The sequence below is a fragment of the Sphingobacterium sp. UBA7038 genome, from assembly GCF_002494055.1.
Lineage (GTDB): Bacteria > Bacteroidota > Bacteroidia > Sphingobacteriales > Sphingobacteriaceae > Sphingobacterium > Sphingobacterium multivorum.
The window spans coordinates 146314-168027 of record NZ_DLAV01000015.1 but is presented as its reverse complement, the minus strand read 5'-3'; the positions used below and the strand labels follow the sequence as shown (position 1 = coordinate 168027).

Sequence of the window (21714 nt, the reverse complement as noted above, 5' to 3'; positions counted from 1 at the left end):
TATTAAAACTTAAAATCTAGAGAAAAACCGATATATCGTGTGGAAGGATCTTGTAAGTTTCCATCGTTTCCAACACCAAAATCAGGATCGATATAAGGTACTTTCTTCCACATAGCCAAATTATAGCCAAATAGTGATGCATTTAAGGCCGTAAGCTGTTTTAATTTAAACACCTTATTGACATCATAACCTACCGACAGTCTACGTAGTTTTACAAATGATCGATCAAATACATTGGCAAACAGTTTACTTTCAGACTCTGTAACTCTGGCCTGGTAAGGATAATTTTGGCTCCAAGCCTGCCAATCAACAGCTTTTGTATTACTTGTATACGTTCGGGTATCTGAAGTAATATTACCGTTCACGTCGCGGGTAAGCTCACCTCCTGTTACGATCACCCCATCTGGCACAAAAACTGGTTTTCCAGCATCATATTGTTCCTGACGATATAAGACCGAAGAAGGATGCTTTCCACCCCACCACATTTTTTCTATGGTTGTCGAATTCATCACGCCGCCAATAGATCCGTCGAAATCAAGATTTACCTGAAATCCCTTAAATTTGAACTGGTTTGCAAAACCAAATTGCCAGTCCGGTTGAAAGTAACCTAAATACTGTGGAAATGGATTTTTGGTCGGCATACCCGTATTCGGATTCAAGATAACCTTACCATCAGCCGATTTTTCCCAGACAGTACCATAATAGCTGTCTGCACGATCGCCTTTTTTAAGATTACCGTATTTCGCTTGGTTATTGTAAATTTCTTCCAAACGCTGAATTGCACGAGACCAGTTAACAGTAGACGTCCACGAAAATTGTTCATTTTTAATTATATTCCCTGTCAAAGAAATCTCCAATCCTTTTGTACGGTATTTATTTCCATTTACTTTACGCGAAGTAAAAGCGGATGCTTGGGAAATACTCAAATCGATGATCTGATTTTTATCAACAACATTATAGTACGTTACATCAGCCGAAAGCCTATTTTTAAAGAAAGCCATAGAAGCACCAATTTCTAAGGAAATGGACTGCTGCGGAAGGATATCAGGATTAATAATACCTACAGGATAGGTTACTGATGGCGTCGAACCATAGGTAACATCTTTTTTATAAGTCGCAGCAATGCTATAAGGATCCAGATCAGAAGATACTGATGCCCAGGAACTGTACAATTTAACAAAGTCAATTTGCGCTGGCAGTTTAAAATAATCGGAGATAACACTACTTAGTGAAACCGATGGATAAAAGAATGACTGATTTGCCTTTGATAATGTGGATGACCAGTCATTTCTTCCTGAAAAATTCAGATAGGTCGACTTAAACACATTTAAGTTTACCGACGCATAAGCACTTCGGATTATTTTCTCAGTTGTTGTATTTGTTGCCTTAACTGGACCTTGGGTATTGCCTAAGTTGTAGACAAATGGTACAACTAAACCATCAGTAGTTTGATAAAGCTCACGATAATCTCTTTTGAAAGTGGAAGATCCCGCATTAACGGTTACACCGAAATTATCAGACAACTGCTTAATATAGGTTGCTAAGACGTCCGCATCAAAATTGAGCTGCTTGCTATCCCAGTTTTTATAATCCCCATTCCGTGAATCGCCATAATTCATATAAGACTTAGGACTCTGCATGTCCTGGAATAGATTTTTTTGTCTTGCTGCAGCACGACCTTTGATGGTAAATTCAGGTGAAATACGCCAAGTTAAAGCAGTCTGCCCGGCCAAAATATCCTGATCGTATACTTGGTTCAACTCATTAGCTGCAAAATAAGGGTTGTTGTACCAAGCATAGTTATAGTTTGCTTGACGATAGCCTTCCTGTCCCGGAATATAGAGGTGATCCTTTAATTCCTGTCCATTTACATCATTTCCCATCCACAACAAAATCGTATACATATGATTTTTAGGTCCATATCCATACCTTGGATAATTTGGAGATTTCACTTTGTTATAGGATAAGTTAAGATCTAATTGTACCTCAGGAGTAAAACGGTAAGAGGTATTCAAATTTAATCCACCTGTAGAAAGCTTTGTATTGGGCACCTGACCTTTTTGATAGGCATATTTTCCTGTTCCAAATATGCTTACCTTTTCCGAACGATACGATAATGTCGCATTATTCTCGGTAATCAGTCCAGTTCCAAGGAAATCCTCTAAATTGTTATGTGCGCCCCAATCAATCGGCACTCTTTCATAACGTGACTTATCATTATACTTGGTTCCACTCACATCACCCCACCAAGGAATCACTTCACCAGTTTGCTTATCACGAATCGGACTGTTCCATTGTGCCACCTTTATTCCGGAGTTCAATTTGGGTCCCCATGTCATATCTCCATCTGAAATCCCCCCATCAGCACCATCCCAAAACTCATATTTACCGTTGGATCCACTTCCGAACTCCTTCTGCGATTCAGGAAAAACTGTAAATCCAGCAGAAAACATATTACTGGATCCAACCGAAAACTCCAGCCTATCGCTTTTTGCACTTTTGGTTGTAATTAAGATCGCGCCATTTTTACCGCGTGATCCATATAAAGATGAAGCGGCTGTTCCTTTCAGTACATTGATATTCTCTATGTTTTGACTGGACATGTCGTAAAAATCAGATTCTACAGGAATACCATCTACGACAATAAGTGGGCTCTTACCACGCAATTGAAAAGATGGTGCCTGAAAAATCCCCGTTGGATTATTAACGATAAGACCAGATACTTGTCCCGTTAGCGCTGTACCAATATTCATTGTTTTAGACTCTTTAAGTACGTCTAATTTAACTTCTTGAGTAGCGTAACCAATTTGCTTCTTTTGTTGCTTGATACCAATTGCCGTGACAACAACCTCATCCAACTTTGAATCATCCTTTTCCAAAACCACCACAAGATCCCCATCTGTAGCAGTTATTGTAGCTGTTTTATATCCTAAAGAAGAAACACGGATTTGGTCGCCAACCTGACCTTTCAGATTGAATTTACCATTAAACTCTGTACGCGTACTCTGTTTGCTGGTTTCATTGATGATCGTGCCGCCGTCAATAGGTTTGCCGTCCTGATCCTTAACAATCCCTTTAATAATAGCTTGATCGGCAATTTCGAGCTTGGTAGTTTCATTCGCAAAGTTTGCCCATACGCTATCGACATGTGCCGCATTCAGCAATGCAATAGCTAAGGTCACCTGAGCTGTTTTCCTAAATTGAGGTAGTTTAATAGGTTTCATTATTTTGAATTTTGCCCAAAAAAATGAAACCTATATTACTAGAAGATGAGTAGTATATTAACAATGCAATCTTAAAGATTGCTTAACTTAACATTAACATCGTTCGCGCTGCAATGTCTTATACATCAACTTGCATATTGAGCTTCCGCGTGCTTCGTCGAACCGCATAGATGACTATAATGAAAATAATCCAATCTATCGCCGCGCTCGCTAAGTAAATGCTGTGTACACCAAAATATTTTGGCGCAATAATTAAGATAGGAATATAAAATACAACCTGCCGCAATACACTGATAAAAGTCGCAGGCTTGGCATGATCAATGGAAGGAAACCACACCATCGCCATAAAAATAAATGGAAGAACCAATAAAACACTCATGTAAATTCTGAAATCCATTAGCTGCTGTATCGAAAAAATCGTTCTTGGTATCATGATAGATATCACAGCAACGGGATGCAGCATCACCAGCAACCAGAACGGAAGCAGAATCAGCAGTCCAGTAATGGCAAATAAACGGTACGAATTGATACTTCTCGTATACTGCCCAGCACCATAGTTCATCCCCGTTACAGGCTGCAAAGCCCGCATAAGCCCCCATAGTGGGGTATTTAATAAAATATAAAGCCGATTGACCGCCGTAAAAAACGTAATATCCATATCATTTCCGTAATTGGCCAATGCGTTGAAGACAACAATATTCTGGATTACAATCATGACCATCATAATAAACCCGGGCATTCCTAATGAAAGCGTTTCTTTTAAAATCGATAAATCCCAAGATAAAGACCAAAACTTTGTTTTGAACGAAGCCTTTCCCCCGGCGTAATACCATACACCTAAAAATGTGTAGATGATCATCGATATATTGGTTGCCCAAGCTGCCCCTGATACACCCCAACCAAAGTGTTCTATAAAAACCGGTTTAAGTAAGACATCAACAAGCAATCCAATTGCAATCATCCAGGCCGCAGTTTTCATAAGACCCTCTGCACGAATAATCATGTTGAGGGCCAAACCATAAATCCAGAAAAAACTACCCAATATGGTTGTTCGAAAGTAATCCACCCCAAGAGCCAATATATCACCTCTACCACCCATCATGTAGACCAATTTGTCGGCAAATGCATAGCAAGGGAGCGTAATTATAAGAGAGAAAATAATAGTCAAAAAATGCACCGTACCAAATGACCTATGTAATTTCTCCTGTTGATCCCCACCTATCCAAATACTAATTGCCGCCCCCATACCTGTTCCGATCAGAGTACCAAAACCTTGTGCAAATTGGGCTAAAGGATAGGTTACACCGACAGCTGCCAACGCTGTATTGTTAATCAGATGACCAACAAAAATACCATCCAGAAAATTGTTCAGACCATACAGGACCATTGCAATCACGGCAGGCCACGACATCTGCCACATCACTCTACTTAACTTACCGTTTAAGATCAGTTGTTTCTGTTTCTCCATAACCTATCGTAAACGTTAGGCCTGGATTTCTTCACTCTCACTACGGCGATCTGTAGCAGATTTATCTTCAGCAACTCCGGCTTTCCAATACGAATAAGCATAAAGCTCCTCTCTTCCCCAACCGAGATCCTTACGCAAATAATTGCGAATCTCCTTAACTGTCGAAAATTCAGCAGCTACATAAGCAAATTTATCCGCTACAGGCAAGGATCTGATCTTCACCAAATCCGCCAAAAGGCTACCTTCCTGTGGCGTATCATTATGTAACCAAATAAAATCAATAGCAGCCTTAGTCTTCAATTGCTGTATATCTTCGCTACCATGTACTTCAATCATACAGATTCCCTTTGCCAAAGGTGGCAAATCTTCTAAGATTGCCCCCAGAACAGGAATTGCAGTTGCATCCCCAACAAGGAGATAGTTAGCTGCAACTTCATATAGAGAGGTCTTACCTGCTTTCATTAGAATCCCAAGCACATCGCCAGGTTTTGCAGCCATAGCCCAAGCTGAAGCTGGCCCCTCATCACCATGGGCAACAAAATCAATCCATACCTCATTTCTATCAAGGTTGATACCGCGATGTGTATAAGTTCGAACTGTTGGCCTAATCGCCTCATCCATCGGCTTCCACTGCCCTCGTTCATAATCAAATTCTGGAAAATAAATGCGATCTACATGCTTTGGCGGAATCAAGATCTTGTTATTGACTCCGACGGTCGTATTAGCGATTTGATCTACACCATCACCAGTCAAATAAACACGAATATAATGTGGCGTCAGGTATTCTTTTCTACTTACAGTCAGGGCGAGCTGTATTACTTTCATTTCAGTTTTTCCCATGATTTTCTAATTACGTACATATTTGATCAAAAGACCATTATTAAGAATCTTTCTAAACAAAGGTAGTTATTCGACTTTTATCAAACCCGATTCATGCGCTATTAAAACTTCCGTAAGAAGGAATAAAAGGTCCGTAAAGTGTAAAAAAAACTATTCCACATTACAAGGTATTTTTTAGCTTACTCGGTGGGATTCCAAATTTACGTTTAAAGGCGTCCGAAAAATGGCGTTGATTTTTGTAACCAACCAAATCAGAAACTTCACCGATTGTTCGATCTTCATCTAAAATCAGTTTCTTGGCATGTTCCATTTTTGCGTCATGCCAAAAACCAAAAACAGTCGTACCAAATAGCTCCTTAAAACCTTTTTTCAATGTGAATTCATTGGTACCCACCAGATGCGCGAGATTGACTAGTGTACTATTGGTATCCATATTTTTTAGTAGAAACTCACGAACGGCATATATCTTATCGATATCGGCTTTTTTTAACGAAACTGCTACAAAATCCTCTTCCTGAAACTGTTCCAATTGAAGAAGCAAGAGCTCCATAATCTTTGCTTCCAGGAAAATTTTCTTAAAAATTCCCTTTCGTTGACAATTGATTATATCGTCGATAATTTCATACATATCGTGGGTAATCCGTCTATGCATATTGGTCAGCAATCCCGATTTACCACGGTCAATAGCATTCCGAAAATCTGCAAAGAATTTATAATCTTCGGGCAGGAATCTTTTAAAAAATTCGGGCGATAAGTTTATTTCACATAACTGAAACTCCTGATTCCCCCACTCCATTTGACCACACATTGAATTTCCGTAAATAATATTATGCTGGTATGTCTCAAAATTTACACCTAAGGGCATCATTTCGCCACTCGCCTGACTATTGCCTTTTAAGGCAAAGTGCATTTCAACTGTTTCAAAATCACTTTCAAAACGAAACCGCATCCGTTTAAATAACTGTGCATGACCGTAACCAATATGAATACCATCGAAGAAAACCTCCTTATAAAAACCTTTTCCAAATGTAGTATCTAAATGTGTTACAGACTCATAAATTCCAGTGTCGACAGAAAAGTAGGTACTTGGGTAAGTCCGCTCCAATAATAAATTGGGTGAATCAATATCATATAATCTTAGTGCCATTTTTAATTCCTTTTAGGATTCAAATAGTCTTACGCACATTAGGCAATATACCTTAACAGAAATATTCCCTTCGACGGACATTTTACTCCTTTATGCAGACCCCATAACAATAGAATGCCTGCTATCTTTGACTAAAGTATAAAATTATTTAGAATCATTCTTAATTATTTGAAAAATAATTCACTATGGATACAAATAGAAATCAGGATATGGCAGACAACTTTCCACTCATCCAGGATAGCATTTATAATAACATCAAGATTGCCAATCCAAATGCAACGAAACATGACATTATTTTAGCCGCAGAAAAAGCGAAAGTCTTAGATTTCGCCTGGGAATTTCCAAAGGGGCTCGACACATGGATTGATGATAGCAGATATCCTTTATCCAGCATACAACAACAACAAATTCAACTGGCCCGTAAATTTTTAAGGGCATTGTCGTAATGACAATGCCCTCCTTATGCTATGCCGGGTAGCGTACTGGGGGAGCATAACTATTTAATCACCTCAGTTTACAATAACCAGCCCTTTACGAGATCGTTATGTTTCTTGACCCATTCTTTTGCCGTAAATGCTTTGTCCTGGCTTCCCTGCATTTTTGACAACAAATCAGCCATTGTTGATTCATCGAAGTAGACTTTGGAGAAAAATCGGGCTAGCTCAGGCTGCTCAATGTTAAAGTTTCCCCGTGCAAAAATTTTAATTTGCTCGGCATCACCCAATGTCTTTTTGGGGTCATCCAAAAACTTCAATTTCATTTTAGCAAACATCCAATGCGGCTGCCAGCCAGCTACCACAATCCAACGTTTTGCTTTGATTGCATTTTGCAATTCCGTGATCATAGCTACGGTAGATGAGTTCACATGCTTATAATCGAGGCTATAATCTTTGATCACCTGATCCACGGCACGTGTTATTCCAGCCCCTTTTTCTATTCCAATGATCCGTTTATCAAACTCTTTTTCATGTTTTTTCAACTCTTCAATTCCATCAATTGTTACGTAATCCGGTACAACAAGTCCATTTCGCGCATGGTTATAACTCGTTCCAAGCTCTTCAATATTGGGGAATTTAGCCACTTTACTTCCATGGGTCAATGGCAGCCAGACATCCATATATAGATCTGTATCGCCATTGTTCATGGAGGCTAAGATCATATCTGGCGTAGCCCGCTGGACAACAACATGATATCCCTTTTCTTCCAGAATAACTTTTGCGACCTCTGTCATTGCGACCCCTTCGGCCCAGCCATCGACCATACCGATATGAATAATATTTTTATTCCGACCTGTGCTGCATGACGCAAGCAACAACACCATCAGACACAATACCATACTTTTTATTTTCCTCATACTATGCTTTCTTTTTTACAAAACCCTGCGTGATTCGATCCAAAATAATAGCGAGAATCACAACGGACAAACCACTTTCAAAACCAAGACCAATATCCAAGTTATTAATACCCTCAAGCACTTTTTCTCCCAAGCCACCAGCAGCAATCATTCCGGCAATAACAACCATAGATAAAGACAGTAATATGGTCTGATTGATCCCTGCTAAGATTGTTTTTGTGGCCAAGGGCAGCTCTACTTTAAATAAGATCTGACTATTGGTTGCTCCAAATGAACGTGCAGCTTCCACGATATCTTTTGGAACCGCATCAATCCCTAAAGTCGTCAAACGGACGGCAGGTGGCATAGCGAAAATAATGGTAGCAAAAGCTCCCGGGACTTTACCGATACTAAAAAATAACACCGCTGGAATCAAGTAAACAAAGGCAGGCATCGTCTGCATTAAATCAAGTAAGGGCCGAATGATTTTCGCTGCTAGTTTATTCTTCGCGGCCCACACGCCCAAAGGAACTGATATAACCAATGCTGTCAGTGTAGCTACCAACACTAGGGCCAAAGTCTCCATCGTTGCAATCCAAAATCCCATCAGATAGATCAATGTTAATCCCACCAATGTTGTCAATGCAACCCCTTTTCCAGATTTCCACCAGGCTAAACCTGTAAATAATGCGATTATAATAAAAAAAGGTATTGTTGTTAGCACCCATTCCAGTCCAATAATGGATGCATTCCCCGTATTTTTTATCAAGTTAAAAAATGGTTCTAAATGATCTGTCAGCCAATTGACGGCTACAGCAATGTATTGTCCTATATCGATTACTTTATTCATTTCTACTGATTATTTGCTTTCTCTTTTAATTCAATAATTTCTTCTTCATTATACTTTGTCGCTTCGATAATCAATGATGTCTGTGTTACGATCCCCAACAAACGATTATGTTCATTCACCACAGCAATTGGCGACCGGATCTCCGATATCAAGGGCAACATTTCTTCAACGGTCACCTCTTTTGATACTGTTGGAACGGTAGTATGTATAATGGATTCTACGGTAGGTTCCCTACGCTTTGCAGATTGAATGACTTCATTCATGTGAACAAAACCAAGAAAAGTCTCATGAGCATCAACTACAGGGAGAATTTCAATTCCTGTCGACCGCATTTTCCGTAGAGCCCCCTCAGGGCCATCTTTTTTGAAACGTACAACAGTAGGTTTCTCAAACATCAGTGAACCTGCCGAAATGATAGACTTGCGATCCACTTTTTCAACAAAGGCTTTAACATAGTCACTTGCTGGATTTGTCAAGATATCTTCCGCAGTACCGATCTGTTCGATGACACCATCCTTCATAATAGCAATACGATCGCCCAATTTGATTGCTTCATCGAGATCATGGGTAATAAAAACGATCGTCTTTTGTAAATTATCCTGCAACTCCAATAGCTGATCTTGCATTTCGGTTTTAATCAGGGGATCTAGTGCTGAAAATGCCTCATCCATCAGCAATACTTCGGGATCATTGGCAAGTGCCCGAGCCAGTCCAACCCGCTGTTGCATACCACCAGATAACTGAGACGGTAACTGTTGCTCAAATCCACTCAGTCCTACTACATCCAGCGCTTTCTGAGCTTTAGATTCCCGTTTTTCCCGTTCTTCCCCTCTTAGTTCTAAACCAAAAGCGGCATTGCTTAATACGGTATGATGTGGCAACAGACCAAACTTTTGAAAGACCATACTCATTTCTGTCCTACGGACTTCAAGAAGATCTTTATTATTTTTCCCTGTAATATCCTCTCCATTGACAAATACCTTTCCCGATGTAGGTTCGTTCAATCGATTAAGACAACGGAGCAGCGTAGATTTCCCACTCCCTGATAGTCCCATTATAACAAAGAATTCACCCTCGAAGATTTCAAAATTAGCTTTGTTGATTCCGATCGTGCAATCTGTCTTTGCCAAGATTTCTTTTTTGGAGAAACCCTCATTTAGTAATTTCAAAGCTTGCTTCTTCTGTTTTCCGAAAACAAGTACCAAGTCTTCAACTTTTACTTTTACCTTGCTAGTTTTATCCATTCTTTAATTTTTTTAAACATAAATAAACCATAAGGGCATGAGTAATCCACTAAGGCCATACGCCTACGCTATTTTCTTACAAATAAAAATATCCCTACAGTTGAGTTCGTTTGATCGAAATCTTACTCGTACAGTTCAATCAACTTATTAACTAACATACTTTACTCTCGGTTCGGTAAGAGCAATGATGAAAAAGAAACTAATCTTTTAAAGACGAAATGCTCCATTCAAAAAGCATCTCCAAAATATACTTCAACAAGTATAACGAACAACCTAGGCTGTGCCAGAGGCACAAAGCCATAGCGGAATAAACTCACGCCATTCTGTCTTTTGACAGTACAAAGGTACGAAAAATAAATTTAACGTCTTTTTCGGACCATATAAACCTATTTTACAACAACTTATAAAAACAAAAATGAGATCTGATTTTTTGAAGATAAAATCAGTAAACTTAGTAGCTAAAACAGCCTGTCTCGCAGCCCATATTGTACACATAATCCCTTTACCTTTTCCGCAAATGCCTGTCGATAATAGCTCGAAAGTTTACCGTCCGGACCAAACAATCGTTGGTATTTTTCCACGAGCTGTGGATAGTGTTTTTCAACCGCACGCATAACCAAAGTCCGATTATCAGCAGGGTCAGAACCATTAATGCCAAGGTATCTCTCCGTTTTGTTCAAAGCGAAGACAAATATGTCGCCTTTGGCCTTCCGAAAATCTTTTCCCCAACCAAATAAGTAGGTAAATACGAGAAAAATCAGTGATATAGCACAAATAATTGCAAATATTTCATTTTCAATACCTAATAAAGGCATTTATTCATTACCTTTATACTATTGAAACAAAACTCAACCCCAGCCATGTTTATCGGCGCAGTCAAATGGTTCGACAATAACAAAGGATTTGGTACTCTTGCGCTACCTTCTGGAGAAGAACTCTTTGTGCATATACGCAGGTTTAAAGTTCCTCCAGAACATATTATTCAACCTGGAGAAGTTATTGTTGGCGATAAGAAACCCGACCCTAAAAGGAGCGGTTATCTCGCCCAGAACTGCAGGATTCTCAAAAGGCCCGAAGATTGGAAATTCGTCATCTCGCTCCTCGACAAAGAACACACCGTACTCCTCCCCGACAGCCACGGTCGAGAACAAAAGCATAACTTAACCTCATTAACAGCAAGACAACTTTTAAGAACTCAACCCAGAGAACATATTGTGGCCATGCTGACCGCTAATTTTGATGTTCATTTTGATAGCTCAATTTTTATTTCCTATGCCGAATTGATCGACAAAAGCATTACTGGTGTTTTTGAGAAAGAAACCGCTTACGATATACTTTCCAAAGTGTTCGAATACTTTGGGAAACATGTCTCGCATCAAATCCTATTTCGCGTGTGGAAAGAAAGCATGTTTAGGTACATCGGCTATCCAGCGGAAGGCGACTACGAAATTCCTGAGCTTGTATTTAATCTGAATGCCACCGAAATCAATTGTGAGGATCTGGCGAGAATAAACACTTACAGCTTTGGCAAATCTTTTTGCACTGATTTTGTAAATGCTTTATTTGAAGACATAGAAACAATGGACAAAAAGGATATTGAACCATTGTTACCTTATATTGAGTTTTTGGAGAATGAGGATTCTATTGAAAAAATACAGACGCTGCTGCAAGAATAGCTGAAACTATTTAATACTGTAAAATTAGCATGCAATCCGCCCCAATATAAATAAGCGAGATCAGGCAAAGAATCTGAACTATTGATTATCCTTCGTATGATAATAATTGAATATCTACGAAGGATAAGTTCTTCACCTAAAGTCCTCTTAGTGCGCTATGCAGGTGGTTAAGAATGATTGATACCCATTCCACCGTCTAAAACAAAATCAGCACCAGTAATGTAAGATGCATGATCACCACTCAGATAAACAACCATTTTAGCGACGTCTTCGGCTGTACCTATCTTTTTGAGTGGAGATTCAGTAGCCAACTTATTCCAAATATTTTCGACAGTCTGCTGGTCATAATTCTTGTTAAGCACATCTGTCCTAGTCGAACCCGGACTCACCGTGTTTACACGAATTTTACGGTTTGCAAGCTCCATTGCCGCTGTTTTGGCGAAGGAATTAACGGCCGCTTTACTCGCTTGATAAATCGAACTCGCTGGCATATTTAAGGTCGCTACATTAGAAGAAAGAATAACGACAGACGCACCATCGCGAAGTAATGGGATAAATCTGCTCAATGTAAAATATGAGCCTTTTAAATTGATATCCATTACTGCATCAAAATTTGCTTCTGATGCTTCATCAATAAAACCTCCTTCACCTGTAATACCGGCGTTTATAAATAGAACATCAATATATCCAAACCGATCTTTTATTTCCTGAGCAAGTTTTTCAATATCTTGCAGTATAGCCTGATCCGCCACGTAGGCTGTTGCTCCTATCCGCTCAGCAGCTTGATCAATAGCTTGCTTTCTTCTTCCTGTAATAATAACTTGTGCTCCATTTTCACTAAACTCCTTTGCTGTTGCGAAACCAATTCCACTATTCCCTCCTGTAACTAAGACGACTTTGTTTTCTAAATTTTCCATTGTTCTTTTTTTTTGACAAATATATCAGGTATTTGATATACATTTGATACCAGTATAATAGAGTATACCAAAATTACCATGGAAAGAAATCAAGTAGAAGAACTAAGAGCATTACAAGACACCCTGTATTTTATAGGCGGAAAATGGCGTATTCCTATTATCAATTCACTATGCAACGGTAATAAACGGTTTCGAGAAATTGAACGAAGTATCCCTGGTATCACGACACGTATGCTGTCCAAAGAATTGAAAGATATGGAACTCAACAAGCTTGTTAACAGAAAAGTCTATCCGGACAGCCCTGTGCTGATTGAATACCTACCGACTGCCTATTGCCGGACATTTGGTAATATCATCCAAGAAATGATTAACTGGGGCCGAGAGCACAGAAAGGTGATTATTGAAGAATCTGTAGAATAGACTTTTGAGCTCTATTCTACAGATTTAAATCGAAGTGCAGTAAGACTGAGTTTATCAGCATCCCCCTCCACTAAAGAAACAGTAATTTTGTAGCGCCCCGGAGCCTTAAATTTCATCCATCCCCAAGGGTACCAATTATACACAGAAGAGGCCGCTTGCTGATTCTGCACGATCTCCCCATCCGAGTTTTCGATCTTCCACACCATTCTCCCCTGCCCCGCATAATTTAGATCAATTTGATAATAGCCTGGCTTAATAATGTCTATAGCATACGTTAATTTACTTTCATCAGTCCACTGCCCTACTTGAACCACATGCTTCCATTCACCGAATTTTTCCATCCAGGATTTTCCAGTTTTATTACATCCTTCAACTTCAGCAAAATCAACAGGCACAATTGTCTCCATGGCCGGATCAACTCCAAACATTTTATCAATAACGGGCATTTCCCGCATAACTACCTCAATGACAGAAACCAATGAATCGGGAGCTACACCTGGCGTATTGATTTTTAGCCATTTTCCATCGAACGTGTAATTCAAGGACTTTTTGCCGTTGGAAGTTAAAAGGTTAATCGACTTTATCCCTTTTGTTAGGCCCGGAACAAATAACTTTCCATTGGCCGGCCAATGATAGACCAACAATGAAATTTTACCTCCCTGTACAGTAGCATCTCCCCAGGGTAAGGCATGCCCCCAAGGTGACGCCTGTGCGCCATAAACGGTCTCTGGATATTTTCGGATCCAGGCACCCGCACCGCGCAAAGCTAAGCTCGCTGGCTCTGGAATAGTCCCGTCGGGTTTAGGTCCAACATTTAACATATAGGTCCCACCTCGACCAATAGTCGACAATGTACGTGACAAGATCTCACGAGCACTCTTCCAATTATTGTCGTACCAAGCATAACCCCAAGAATCGTTAGTTACATCTACTGCTTCCCAAAGACCCGGAACATTCTGCCGCGGTACTTCCATATCTCCTAAAGTAGAATAATCCCCGAGCCCATGCCCAACTCGCCCCGACACAAATGCTCCGGGTTGATTTTTATGAACCAATTCGACAAGTTTTTGTGCGTATTTCTTATCCATCCCACCTGGAGTATCGAACCAGACCAATTCTATCGGTCCATACTCAGTTGTAATCTGATTCACCTCAGGATAACATTTTTCCCAAAAATAATCATCAAATGTTTTCGGTTGACCAGCTGCATTCACCTTAGGCCCTCCATTTCCGCCAGGATAAGTCCAATCCTGATTTTGCGAATAATAGAAGCCAAAACCGATCCCACCTTCCTTACATGCTTTTGCGAGCTCAATCATTGGATCGCGCTTAAAGTCAGTCGCCTCAACAATATTAAAAGAATTCACCTTAGAATGAAACATTGAAAATCCATCATGATGTTTACTTGTAATCACGATGTAACGCATTCCCGCATCTTTTGCAAGCCGCACAATAGCTTTAGCATCAAAATGATCTGGACGGAAAGAACCCGCAGCAGCCATATAGTCCGCAACAGGTATATTGGCCATGCTCTTGTTCATGAGCCACTCCCCTATGCCATAAAACGTTTTTCCCTTCCAGGTATTTGCCAGCTGCGAATAGATTCCCCAATGGATAAACATCGCATATTTGCCTTCACGAAACAGTTTCCCTCTATTTTGGGCGATCGGTTTATTTCCCCCTTCACCATTCCACATGTGTTCCATCTGTTGCGCTGAAACCTGGTTCACAACCAACCCCGCCAGTGCTAGACAAAACAATATCTTTTTAATACCTATTTTTAACATCTTAGACTTTGGGCAGGTTATAACCATTATGATAAACTTTCGCCAGATACTGGTCTGCATCCTTATCATTGAAACTGCGCTTTTGTTTGTCCCAAAACAATTTCTTTTTGGCCCGATAAGCAATATTTCCCATTTGTGAGAATATCGCGATATGTGCGCCGGCTTCTATCGGAGCATGTAAACCCTCCACGGATTTCTTTCTAACTGCTTCAACAAAATTAACCATATGCTTGTCCAACCCATTATCTTGTGAACGTTGAAAAGAGACAGCATCCATTCGCCCTTTCTCCGGGATAACCTCCCAACCCTCACGATTGACCACCAAAGTACCATTATTGCCAATGAAAGCAACTCCGTGAGTCTTTTGGTAGGGCCCCAAATCTATACCTGTTGCCTGCTCCCATTGAACATTAAATCCATCAAACTCGTATACCGTTGTTAAACTATCTGGTGTTTCAGCGGCATCGTCAGGATAAGCAAATTTACCTCCAGCAGCCATAACCGAAACAGGATCTGATACTTTCATTCCAATTAGCGCATAATCCAACATATGTACCCCCCAATCGGTCATCAAGCCACCCGCATAATCCCAATACCATCTAAAATTGAAGTGAAAACGATTGGGATTAAATGCACGTTTTGGTGCTGGCCCCAACCATTTATCATAATGTACTCCCGCAGGAACAGGAGCGTCTGCCTGAACCGGGATACTCTTCATCCAACCTTGGTAAGCCCAAGCCTTAACAAGACGTATTTTCCCCAATTTTCCGCTATGAACAAAATCCATCGCATCTCTGAAATGTTGTTGGCTTCGTTGCCACTGCCCAACCTGTACAACGCGCTTATGCTTTTTAGCAGCTGCAACCATAATTTCACATTCCCGAATGGAGTTTCCAATCGGTTTTTTGACATACACATCTTTTCCGGCCGCAACAGCATCAACCATTTGCATACAATGCCAATGATCGGGGGTAGCGACAATAACAACATCAACGTCATTTGCTTTTAGGAGGTCTTTATAATCGATGTAAGTCTTCACATTGATATTGCGTTTCTTTAATTCCTCAGCTCGATTTCCCAAAACATTTTCATCGACATCACATAATGCCGTACACTGCACTCCTGGTACTTTCAAGATGGCGTTCAGATTGGACCAACCCATTCCGTTTGTACCGATCAGCCCTACACGAACCGTATCAGCTTGAAAACCGAATACTTTCGTCTGTGCAAAAAGCGCCGATGCAGCCAATAGACTCGTATTTCGTATAAATTCTTTTCTCTTCATTCTTTAGTTTGGTTTATATTGATATTGTGTATTCATTACTAGGAAGACGATTATCTTGGGATCCCCCCTAGTGAGATTACTAATATAACATTTAGTCTTTAGGATGAAGAATATTAATCCAAACAAAATGGCTGAAATAAAGGACTTTGAATACCGTAGATAATTTCTATATTTGTTAAAAACAAGCATAAAACCATGGGCCGAAGAACTTGTCTTTCTCCTCCAGCAAAATAATATAGCGCAATGTCAAACGAATAATGGCTTCCTTTAGGAGCAAATTCGGATGATATAAGGATTAACTATTTATTTAGCTTTTAAATTTCCCTTTATGGGAAAGACATTTCTCTTATGAAAAAATCATATTTAGTACTTCATACCGCAGTACTGCTCGCAGGCTTCACCGGTGTTTTCGGCAAGCTCATTACGCTCAATCAAATACCACTCGTCTGGTTTCGGGTCTTACTTTCAACAATCATCTTATTCCTCGTTCTCAAATTATTCAAAATTGAGCGTTTAAAATCCACTAAAGATGCGTTTAAAATTGCGAAAGTCGGCGTACTAATCACTATCCACTGGATATTTTTTTATGGTAGCATCAAGTTTTCCAACATTTCCATTGGCGTTGTTTGCTATTGTCTGACCAGTTTCTTTACCGCTGTATTAGAGCCAATCATCAACAAGAAAAGATTTAGCGCAGCGCAGCTCATGTTAAGTATGCTGACATTGATCGGAATCAGTTTAATCTTTCATTTTGATAGCTCTTATCAACTTGGGATTATTTTGGGTGTAATTTCAACTATTTTTGCGGCTCTATATACCATTTACAACGAGCGATTAGTCAAACAATATGATAGTAAATTGCTCAATTTTTATCAGATGCTCAGTGGCACCATTGTATTGGGATTTGGGCTGCCCATTTTCTATTATCTATTTCCTACCGAACGTTTTATACCGAGCTTTTCTGATGGGGTCTATTTAATCTTGCTGGCTTTATTTTGTACAGTTGGCCTTTATGTTCTTTTTGCTGAATCACTCAAGAAGTTATCTGCATTTACGGTCAATTTGAGTTTCAATCTCGAGCCCATCTATTCAATTATCATTGCTTTTTTATTCTTCAACGAAGGCAAACAAGTCAATGCTTCCTTCTATGTTGGACTCGCTCTTGTACTCGTTTCTGTTCTTCTCCAAACGATGCGCTCTATCAGAAAAAAAGCTTAATAGTTCCTTATTCCATAGGCAAACATCGTATTGATTGCCTATGGAACCTCTATTTTAACATGAAGAAAAAAATTAATTTTCATCACATTTCTTAGACAGATGGTGTCTTTGTCAGACTCGCAATATGTTGTCCGGCTTTCATGCCGGAGAAAATACATCCTCCCAAAAACGTGCCTTCCAGTGCCCGATAGCCGTGCATCCCGCCACCACCAAATCCCGCCACCTCACCCACAGCATACAAGCCCTTTATCACCTCGTCATCCTTTGTTAGTACTTGTGCTTGGAGATTCGTTTTAAGACCGCCTAAGGTTTTCCGGGTCAGTACATGGAGACGTACCGCAATGAGCGGTCCATTTTCTTGCGCCAGGATTTTATGAAGGGCTGCCACTCGGCCTAATTTATCACCACGGTAATTCCGTGTATTCCGGATATAATTCACTTGCGTGTCTTTTGAGAACTTATTATCTACTTCCCGGTCACGCGCTTCAATTTGCGATTTAATTGCTTCATAGTCCAATAAATCCTCCCCTGTCAAACGATTCATACGAGCTACCAGATCCTTTAGATTGTCCGAAACAATAAAATCAGATCCTTTTTCCTTAAAGGCCTCAACGGGCCCGGGAGCATTTTTCCCAAAAATGCGTTTCAAAAATAACCTATAATCCTTGTTGGTAATATCTGGATTCTGTTCTGAACCCGAAAGAGCAAACTCTTTTTTGATTATCTTCTGCGTCAGAATAAACCAGGAATAAGAAAAGCCTGTCTCTTGCAGATGCTTGAGTGTACCCAAGGTATCAAATCCAGGCAAATAAGGCGCAGGAAGTCTGGTACCGCGGGCATCAAACCACAGCGAAGAGGGCCCAGGCAAGATACGGATGCCGTGGTTAGGCCATATTGGATTCCAATTTTCAATCCCTTCCGTATAATGCCACATGCGATCCCGGTTTATCATATGAGCCCCAACCTCTTCCGCAATTCCGATCATTTTTCCATCGACATAGGCGGGAACACCTGAAATCATTTGTGCCGGTGCTTTACCTAATCGTTCAGGCCAGTTTTCGCGTACCAATTGATGATTTGCGCCGATCCCTCCAGAAGCAATAACGACCTGATCTGCATAATATTCAAACGCTGCAAGAATAGTTCTGTTGGTTGCAACACCCCTTGCCTGGTGATCGTCTGCCAATATATCACCTCCAATTCCAATTACCGCACCATCTTGCGTTAGCAATTTTGTTACGCGATGTCGAAAGCGAAACTGCAGAAGACCTTTTTCCTGCGCAGCATAAGCTTTATCCACAAAAGGTTTCACAACTCCGGTTCCGGTCCCCCAACTGACATGAAATCTAGGAACCGAATTACCATGCCCCGAGGCCGAACCATCACCGCGCTCCGCCCAACCGACCATAAACATCAGCTTTATACCAAGCTTAGCGATGTAGGCAGACTTTTCTTCTGTTGCAAATTTCAAGTAGGCCTCAGCCCATTGTCGTGGCCAATAATCCTCCTCGCGGTCAAATCCGGCAGTCCCCATCCAATCCTGTCGGGCTAGTTCATAAGAATCCTTAATCCCCATGCGACGTTGTTGCGGCGAATTGATAAGAAAAAGTCCCCCGAAGGACCAATAGGCCTGTCCCCCTAGATTTTCTTCCGTTTCCTGATCTACAAGAAGCACTTTCTTACCAGCATTGGTGACTTCCATTGCTGTCGTAAGTCCTGCTAAACCCGATCCAATAATAATCACATCAGGTTTAAATTGTTCTACTTTTTGCATTGTTATTCTTTTACCGAACAGCTATCCCAATAAAAATGTGATTGCTCACAAGACCAACTGCCTTATATAAATTTACTAGTTTGGGCAGGATTGCACAAGAAAAACTTAACAGGAATCCCTTCGTTCTTTCCTTAAAAAAACACTTAATAATATATCATAAAAATAATAGAATAACACAATTTAAATTATTTTAATAATAAAAACCAGGATTATAACTTTGTGCTATCAATCATTCAAATAATAATAAGCGCCATTTCGAACAGATTTATTTGATAAAAAAGTGCATTAGCGTAATAAATAATTTTAACAAGAAACATAAAAAATAAAAAAAATGGAATACAGAAAATTAGGAAAAACAGATTTAGAATTATCAGCAATTACTTATGGAGCTTTCGCCATTGGCGGCAACATGTGGGGCGGAAATGAAAAGAAAGATTCTATTGATTCTGTAAAAGCATCGATCGACAATGGTGTCACTACATTGGATACAGCCCCTTTTTATGGATTTGGTTTAAGTGAAGAAATGATCGGTACGGCAATACAGGGTTATGATCGGACCAAAATACAGCTATTGACCAAATTTGGTTTGGTATGGGACGGCAGTAACCAAGGAAAAGGTGAATTTTTCTTTGATGCAGAAGAAGCTGGTAAAACTATTCCAGTTTATAAATATTCGTCAAAGACCAGTGTAATTCATGAAGTAGAGAATAGCCTAAAACGCTTACGTACGGACTACATCGATCTACTTCAGATTCACTGGCCAGATAGCACGACCCCGATTTCGGAAACGATGGAAGCCTTGGATCTTCTTTTACAACAAGGTAAGATCCGTGCCGCCGGCGTCAGCAATTATAGTGTCGATCAAGTTTCAGAAGCACGGAAGAACCTCAACATTGCGAGTAATCAAGTTGGTTACAGTATGCTAAACCGAGGTATCGAACAGGACCTTGTTCCTTATGCAAAGGAAAATGATCTAGGTATCATTGTATATAGCCCTATGGAGCGTGGTCTGTTAACCCGTAAATATTTCAATACGGGTAAATTAAAAGAAAACGATCACCGCAATGGTTATTTCCAACAATTTGATCTGGCCAAGGTAAAGACCTTCTTGGATACCATCAGTCCAATTGCCGCAAACAAAGGTGTCACGCTTTCTCAATTGGTATTACGCTGGACTAGTTTGCAGCCGGCGATCACTGTGGTCTTGGCAGGTGCCCGAAATGCAGAGCAGGCCATCGCAAATGCGCAGGCCATCGACATCACGCTTACCGCAGAAGAACTATCCTTTATCAATCTTGCATTAGCAAAAATTTAATATTCAACGATGAAAAAATTCAATCAGTTGACAGTACTCCTCATGGGAGTACTGTCACTCACAGCATTGCAAAGCAATGCGCAAAATAAAACACTGTTGGTAGACCCAACAGATAGTACATGGCATCATGCTGCTTATGGTAAGAACGACGAGATCGGAGCTGCCAATTTAATATCACCAGAATTGGTGCTACAGTCATTAAAACTTGTCAAAAAGGGAAAAACTGTCCCTCTTGCTGTCCCTGTAAACAAACAGCTTCCAGCTTTCCGCCACCGTAGTTTTAACTTGTATAATATACAACCCGGAGAACAGGCTGGTGCAACACTTGGTCCCAATAAATTCACTTTCAACGACGAATTGGTAAATGCCTGGACGGGTGTCGGCACCCAATTGAACGGTATTGGACATATCGGAATCAACAATATCTACTACAATGGCAACAAAGCGCAGGATTTTGTTACGGTAGAAGGCGTTAAAAAACTTGGAATAGAAAAAGTCCCACCACTGGTAACCCGTGCTATTGTCTTGGATATGACAGCCTATTATGGAAAAGATATCGTTCCCGGTGGTACAGAATTTACCGTTGAAGCCATTCAATCGGTATTAAAAAAACAAGGGATCACGATCAAAAAAGGTGACATCGTCTTATTCAACACAGGTTGGTTAGAATTGATCGGCAACAACAACCAACAGTTCCTGGAAACTGAACCCGGTATCGGTATGGATGCAGCAAAATGGCTAGCAGATCAAGGTATCGTTGCTTTTGGTGGTGACACGTGGGCATCTGAAGTATATCCAAACCCCAATACCAACGAGGAATTTCCAATCAATCAGTTTTTATTGGCCAAACGTGGCATATACAATCTTGAATTAATCGACACACGCCCCTTGGTAAAAGAAGAAGTCTGGGAATTTCTATTTGTCCTTGGACAGCCCTTATATGTAGGATCCACACAGGTCAATGTCAATCCAGTAGCGATCTATTAATTGCTTTTAAGATCAGTTCGGTGTACCTCTTTATGGCACCAACTTAGAACTCATTGCTCCAATGGGTCCATTCAAAAGAAAGAATACTTAATAAAACCTTCATAACTTCGCAGACACCAACAGTAATGAAAGCAAACTGAAGGTTCTTTGTGGCCAATAAGATCAGACACTGTCAGAAAAATTAAGCCTATTTGGAAGACCAAAATCATACCTATCTTCCAAATAGGCT

Annotated in this window: 18 protein-coding genes; 6 read left to right on the top strand and 12 right to left on the bottom strand. The window is 40.2% G+C overall.

All coding sequences use genetic code 11. The features are described from left to right. Positions 1 to 2: 2 nt before the first annotated feature. The 4 genes from B3H30_RS09735 to B3H30_RS09720 all read right to left on the bottom strand — a co-directional run bounded on the left by B3H30_RS09735 (position 3) and on the right by B3H30_RS09720 (position 6679). Positions 3 to 3224: a SusC/RagA family TonB-linked outer membrane protein gene (locus B3H30_RS09735; RefSeq protein WP_115050494.1), complete on the bottom strand. Its 3222-nt coding sequence runs from the start codon at positions 3222 to 3224 to the stop codon at positions 3 to 5. 118 nt (positions 3225 to 3342) lie between these two features. Continuing rightward, positions 3343 to 4692, bottom strand: a complete 1350-nt coding sequence (locus B3H30_RS09730) for an MATE family efflux transporter (RefSeq protein WP_115050493.1) — start codon at positions 4690 to 4692, stop codon at positions 3343 to 3345. Between the two features lie 15 nt (positions 4693 to 4707). Then, the gene (locus B3H30_RS09725) at positions 4708 to 5532 is read right to left on the bottom strand and encodes a siderophore-interacting protein (RefSeq protein ID WP_070567954.1); all 825 of its coding nucleotides are present in this window, start codon (positions 5530 to 5532) and stop codon (positions 4708 to 4710) included. A gap of 160 nt (positions 5533 to 5692) precedes the next feature. Next, positions 5693 to 6679 (bottom strand): helix-turn-helix transcriptional regulator, encoded by a 987-nt coding sequence (locus tag B3H30_RS09720; RefSeq protein WP_115050491.1) that lies wholly within the window; start codon positions 6677 to 6679, stop codon positions 5693 to 5695. A gap of 185 nt (positions 6680 to 6864) precedes the next feature. Here B3H30_RS09720 and B3H30_RS09715 point away from each other — a divergent pair, with 185 nt between their 5' ends. Next, a complete protein-coding gene (locus B3H30_RS09715; protein WP_046675378.1) occupies positions 6865 to 7125 on the top strand; it encodes a hypothetical protein in 261 nt (86 codons plus the stop codon). Between the two features lie 68 nt (positions 7126 to 7193). Here the strand turns inward: B3H30_RS09715 and B3H30_RS09710 are convergent, their stop codons facing one another. The 4 genes from B3H30_RS09710 to B3H30_RS09695 form a co-directional block, all read right to left on the bottom strand. Further along, positions 7194 to 8033, bottom strand: coding sequence for a glycine betaine ABC transporter substrate-binding protein (locus B3H30_RS09710; protein WP_115050488.1), 840 nt, complete (start codon positions 8031 to 8033; stop codon positions 7194 to 7196). A 1-nt stretch (position 8034) separates the two neighbouring features. After that, entirely contained in the window at positions 8035 to 8862 is an 828-nt protein-coding gene (locus B3H30_RS09705; RefSeq protein WP_075993479.1) for an ABC transporter permease, read from the bottom strand. A 2-nt stretch (positions 8863 to 8864) separates the two neighbouring features. Continuing rightward, positions 8865 to 10106 (bottom strand): quaternary amine ABC transporter ATP-binding protein, encoded by a 1242-nt coding sequence (locus B3H30_RS09700; protein WP_075993480.1) that lies wholly within the window; start codon positions 10104 to 10106, stop codon positions 8865 to 8867. 458 nt (positions 10107 to 10564) lie between these two features. Next, the gene (locus B3H30_RS09695; RefSeq protein WP_115050486.1) at positions 10565 to 10921 is read right to left on the bottom strand and encodes a hypothetical protein; all 357 of its coding nucleotides are present in this window, start codon (positions 10919 to 10921) and stop codon (positions 10565 to 10567) included. A 21-nt stretch (positions 10922 to 10942) separates the two neighbouring features. Between B3H30_RS09695 and B3H30_RS09690 the strand changes: the two genes are divergently transcribed. Then, positions 10943 to 11782: a cold-shock protein gene (locus tag B3H30_RS09690; protein ID WP_145327869.1), complete on the top strand. Its 840-nt coding sequence runs from the start codon at positions 10943 to 10945 to the stop codon at positions 11780 to 11782. Between the two features lie 167 nt (positions 11783 to 11949). Here the strand turns inward: B3H30_RS09690 and B3H30_RS09685 are convergent, their stop codons facing one another. Then, on the bottom strand, positions 11950 to 12699 hold the full coding sequence (locus B3H30_RS09685; protein ID WP_115050484.1) for an SDR family oxidoreductase: 750 nt from the start codon (positions 12697 to 12699) through the stop codon (positions 11950 to 11952). A 78-nt stretch (positions 12700 to 12777) separates the two neighbouring features. Here B3H30_RS09685 and B3H30_RS09680 point away from each other — a divergent pair, with 78 nt between their 5' ends. Further along, on the top strand, positions 12778 to 13119 hold the full coding sequence (locus tag B3H30_RS09680) for a winged helix-turn-helix transcriptional regulator (RefSeq protein WP_115050482.1): 342 nt from the start codon (positions 12778 to 12780) through the stop codon (positions 13117 to 13119). An 11-nt stretch (positions 13120 to 13130) separates the two neighbouring features. On the opposite strand, the gene B3H30_RS09675 is transcribed toward B3H30_RS09680, so the two are convergent. Both B3H30_RS09675 and B3H30_RS09670 read right to left on the bottom strand, forming a co-directional pair. Next, positions 13131 to 14906, bottom strand: a complete 1776-nt coding sequence (locus B3H30_RS09675) for an alpha-L-fucosidase (protein ID WP_201649496.1) — start codon at positions 14904 to 14906, stop codon at positions 13131 to 13133. Between the two features lies 1 nt (position 14907). Next, entirely contained in the window at positions 14908 to 16191 is a 1284-nt protein-coding gene (locus tag B3H30_RS09670) for a Gfo/Idh/MocA family protein (protein ID WP_115050479.1), read from the bottom strand. A gap of 348 nt (positions 16192 to 16539) precedes the next feature. On the opposite strand from B3H30_RS09670, the gene B3H30_RS09665 reads away from it, so the two are divergent. Next, complete coding sequence (locus B3H30_RS09665) at positions 16540 to 17409, top strand: DMT family transporter (RefSeq protein WP_115050477.1); 870 nt, start codon at positions 16540 to 16542, stop codon at positions 17407 to 17409. Between the two features lie 91 nt (positions 17410 to 17500). On the opposite strand, the gene B3H30_RS09660 is transcribed toward B3H30_RS09665, so the two are convergent. Beyond that, a complete protein-coding gene (locus B3H30_RS09660) occupies positions 17501 to 19183 on the bottom strand; it encodes an FAD-binding dehydrogenase (protein WP_115050475.1) in 1683 nt (560 codons plus the stop codon). A 331-nt stretch (positions 19184 to 19514) separates the two neighbouring features. On the opposite strand from B3H30_RS09660, the gene B3H30_RS09655 reads away from it, so the two are divergent. Together B3H30_RS09655 and B3H30_RS09650 are read left to right on the top strand one after the other, a co-directional pair. Continuing rightward, a complete protein-coding gene (locus tag B3H30_RS09655) occupies positions 19515 to 20498 on the top strand; it encodes an aldo/keto reductase (RefSeq protein WP_115050473.1) in 984 nt (327 codons plus the stop codon). A 9-nt stretch (positions 20499 to 20507) separates the two neighbouring features. Further along, the gene (locus B3H30_RS09650) at positions 20508 to 21485 is read left to right on the top strand and encodes a cyclase family protein (RefSeq protein WP_115050471.1); all 978 of its coding nucleotides are present in this window, start codon (positions 20508 to 20510) and stop codon (positions 21483 to 21485) included. Positions 21486 to 21714: the final 229 nt, after the last annotated feature.

What these genes read in the sequence shown, in the direction of transcription:
- B3H30_RS09735 (WP_115050494.1), bottom strand. Translation starts at nt 3,224, where the DNA reads ATGAAACCTATTAAACTACCTCAATTTAGGAAAACAGCTCAGGTGACC.
- B3H30_RS09730 (WP_115050493.1), bottom strand. Translation starts at nt 4,692, where the DNA reads ATGGAGAAACAGAAACAACTGATCTTAAACGGTAAGTTAAGTAGAGTG.
- B3H30_RS09725 (WP_070567954.1), bottom strand. Translation starts at nt 5,532, where the DNA reads ATGGGAAAAACTGAAATGAAAGTAATACAGCTCGCCCTGACTGTAAGT.
- B3H30_RS09720 (WP_115050491.1), bottom strand. Translation starts at nt 6,679, where the DNA reads ATGGCACTAAGATTATATGATATTGATTCACCCAATTTATTATTGGAG.
- B3H30_RS09715 (WP_046675378.1), top strand. Translation starts at nt 6,865, where the DNA reads ATGGATACAAATAGAAATCAGGATATGGCAGACAACTTTCCACTCATC.
- B3H30_RS09710 (WP_115050488.1), bottom strand. Translation starts at nt 8,033, where the DNA reads ATGAGGAAAATAAAAAGTATGGTATTGTGTCTGATGGTGTTGTTGCTT.
- B3H30_RS09705 (WP_075993479.1), bottom strand. Translation starts at nt 8,862, where the DNA reads ATGAATAAAGTAATCGATATAGGACAATACATTGCTGTAGCCGTCAAT.
- B3H30_RS09700 (WP_075993480.1), bottom strand. Translation starts at nt 10,106, where the DNA reads ATGGATAAAACTAGCAAGGTAAAAGTAAAAGTTGAAGACTTGGTACTT.
- B3H30_RS09695 (WP_115050486.1), bottom strand. Translation starts at nt 10,921, where the DNA reads ATGCCTTTATTAGGTATTGAAAATGAAATATTTGCAATTATTTGTGCT.
- B3H30_RS09685 (WP_115050484.1), bottom strand. Translation starts at nt 12,699, where the DNA reads ATGGAAAATTTAGAAAACAAAGTCGTCTTAGTTACAGGAGGGAATAGT.
- B3H30_RS09680 (WP_115050482.1), top strand. Translation starts at nt 12,778, where the DNA reads ATGGAAAGAAATCAAGTAGAAGAACTAAGAGCATTACAAGACACCCTG.
- B3H30_RS09675 (WP_201649496.1), bottom strand. Translation starts at nt 14,906, where the DNA reads ATGTTAAAAATAGGTATTAAAAAGATATTGTTTTGTCTAGCACTGGCG.
- B3H30_RS09670 (WP_115050479.1), bottom strand. Translation starts at nt 16,191, where the DNA reads ATGAAGAGAAAAGAATTTATACGAAATACGAGTCTATTGGCTGCATCG.
- B3H30_RS09665 (WP_115050477.1), top strand. Translation starts at nt 16,540, where the DNA reads ATGAAAAAATCATATTTAGTACTTCATACCGCAGTACTGCTCGCAGGC.
- B3H30_RS09660 (WP_115050475.1), bottom strand. Translation starts at nt 19,183, where the DNA reads ATGCAAAAAGTAGAACAATTTAAACCTGATGTGATTATTATTGGATCG.
- B3H30_RS09655 (WP_115050473.1), top strand. Translation starts at nt 19,515, where the DNA reads ATGGAATACAGAAAATTAGGAAAAACAGATTTAGAATTATCAGCAATT.
- B3H30_RS09650 (WP_115050471.1), top strand. Translation starts at nt 20,508, where the DNA reads ATGAAAAAATTCAATCAGTTGACAGTACTCCTCATGGGAGTACTGTCA.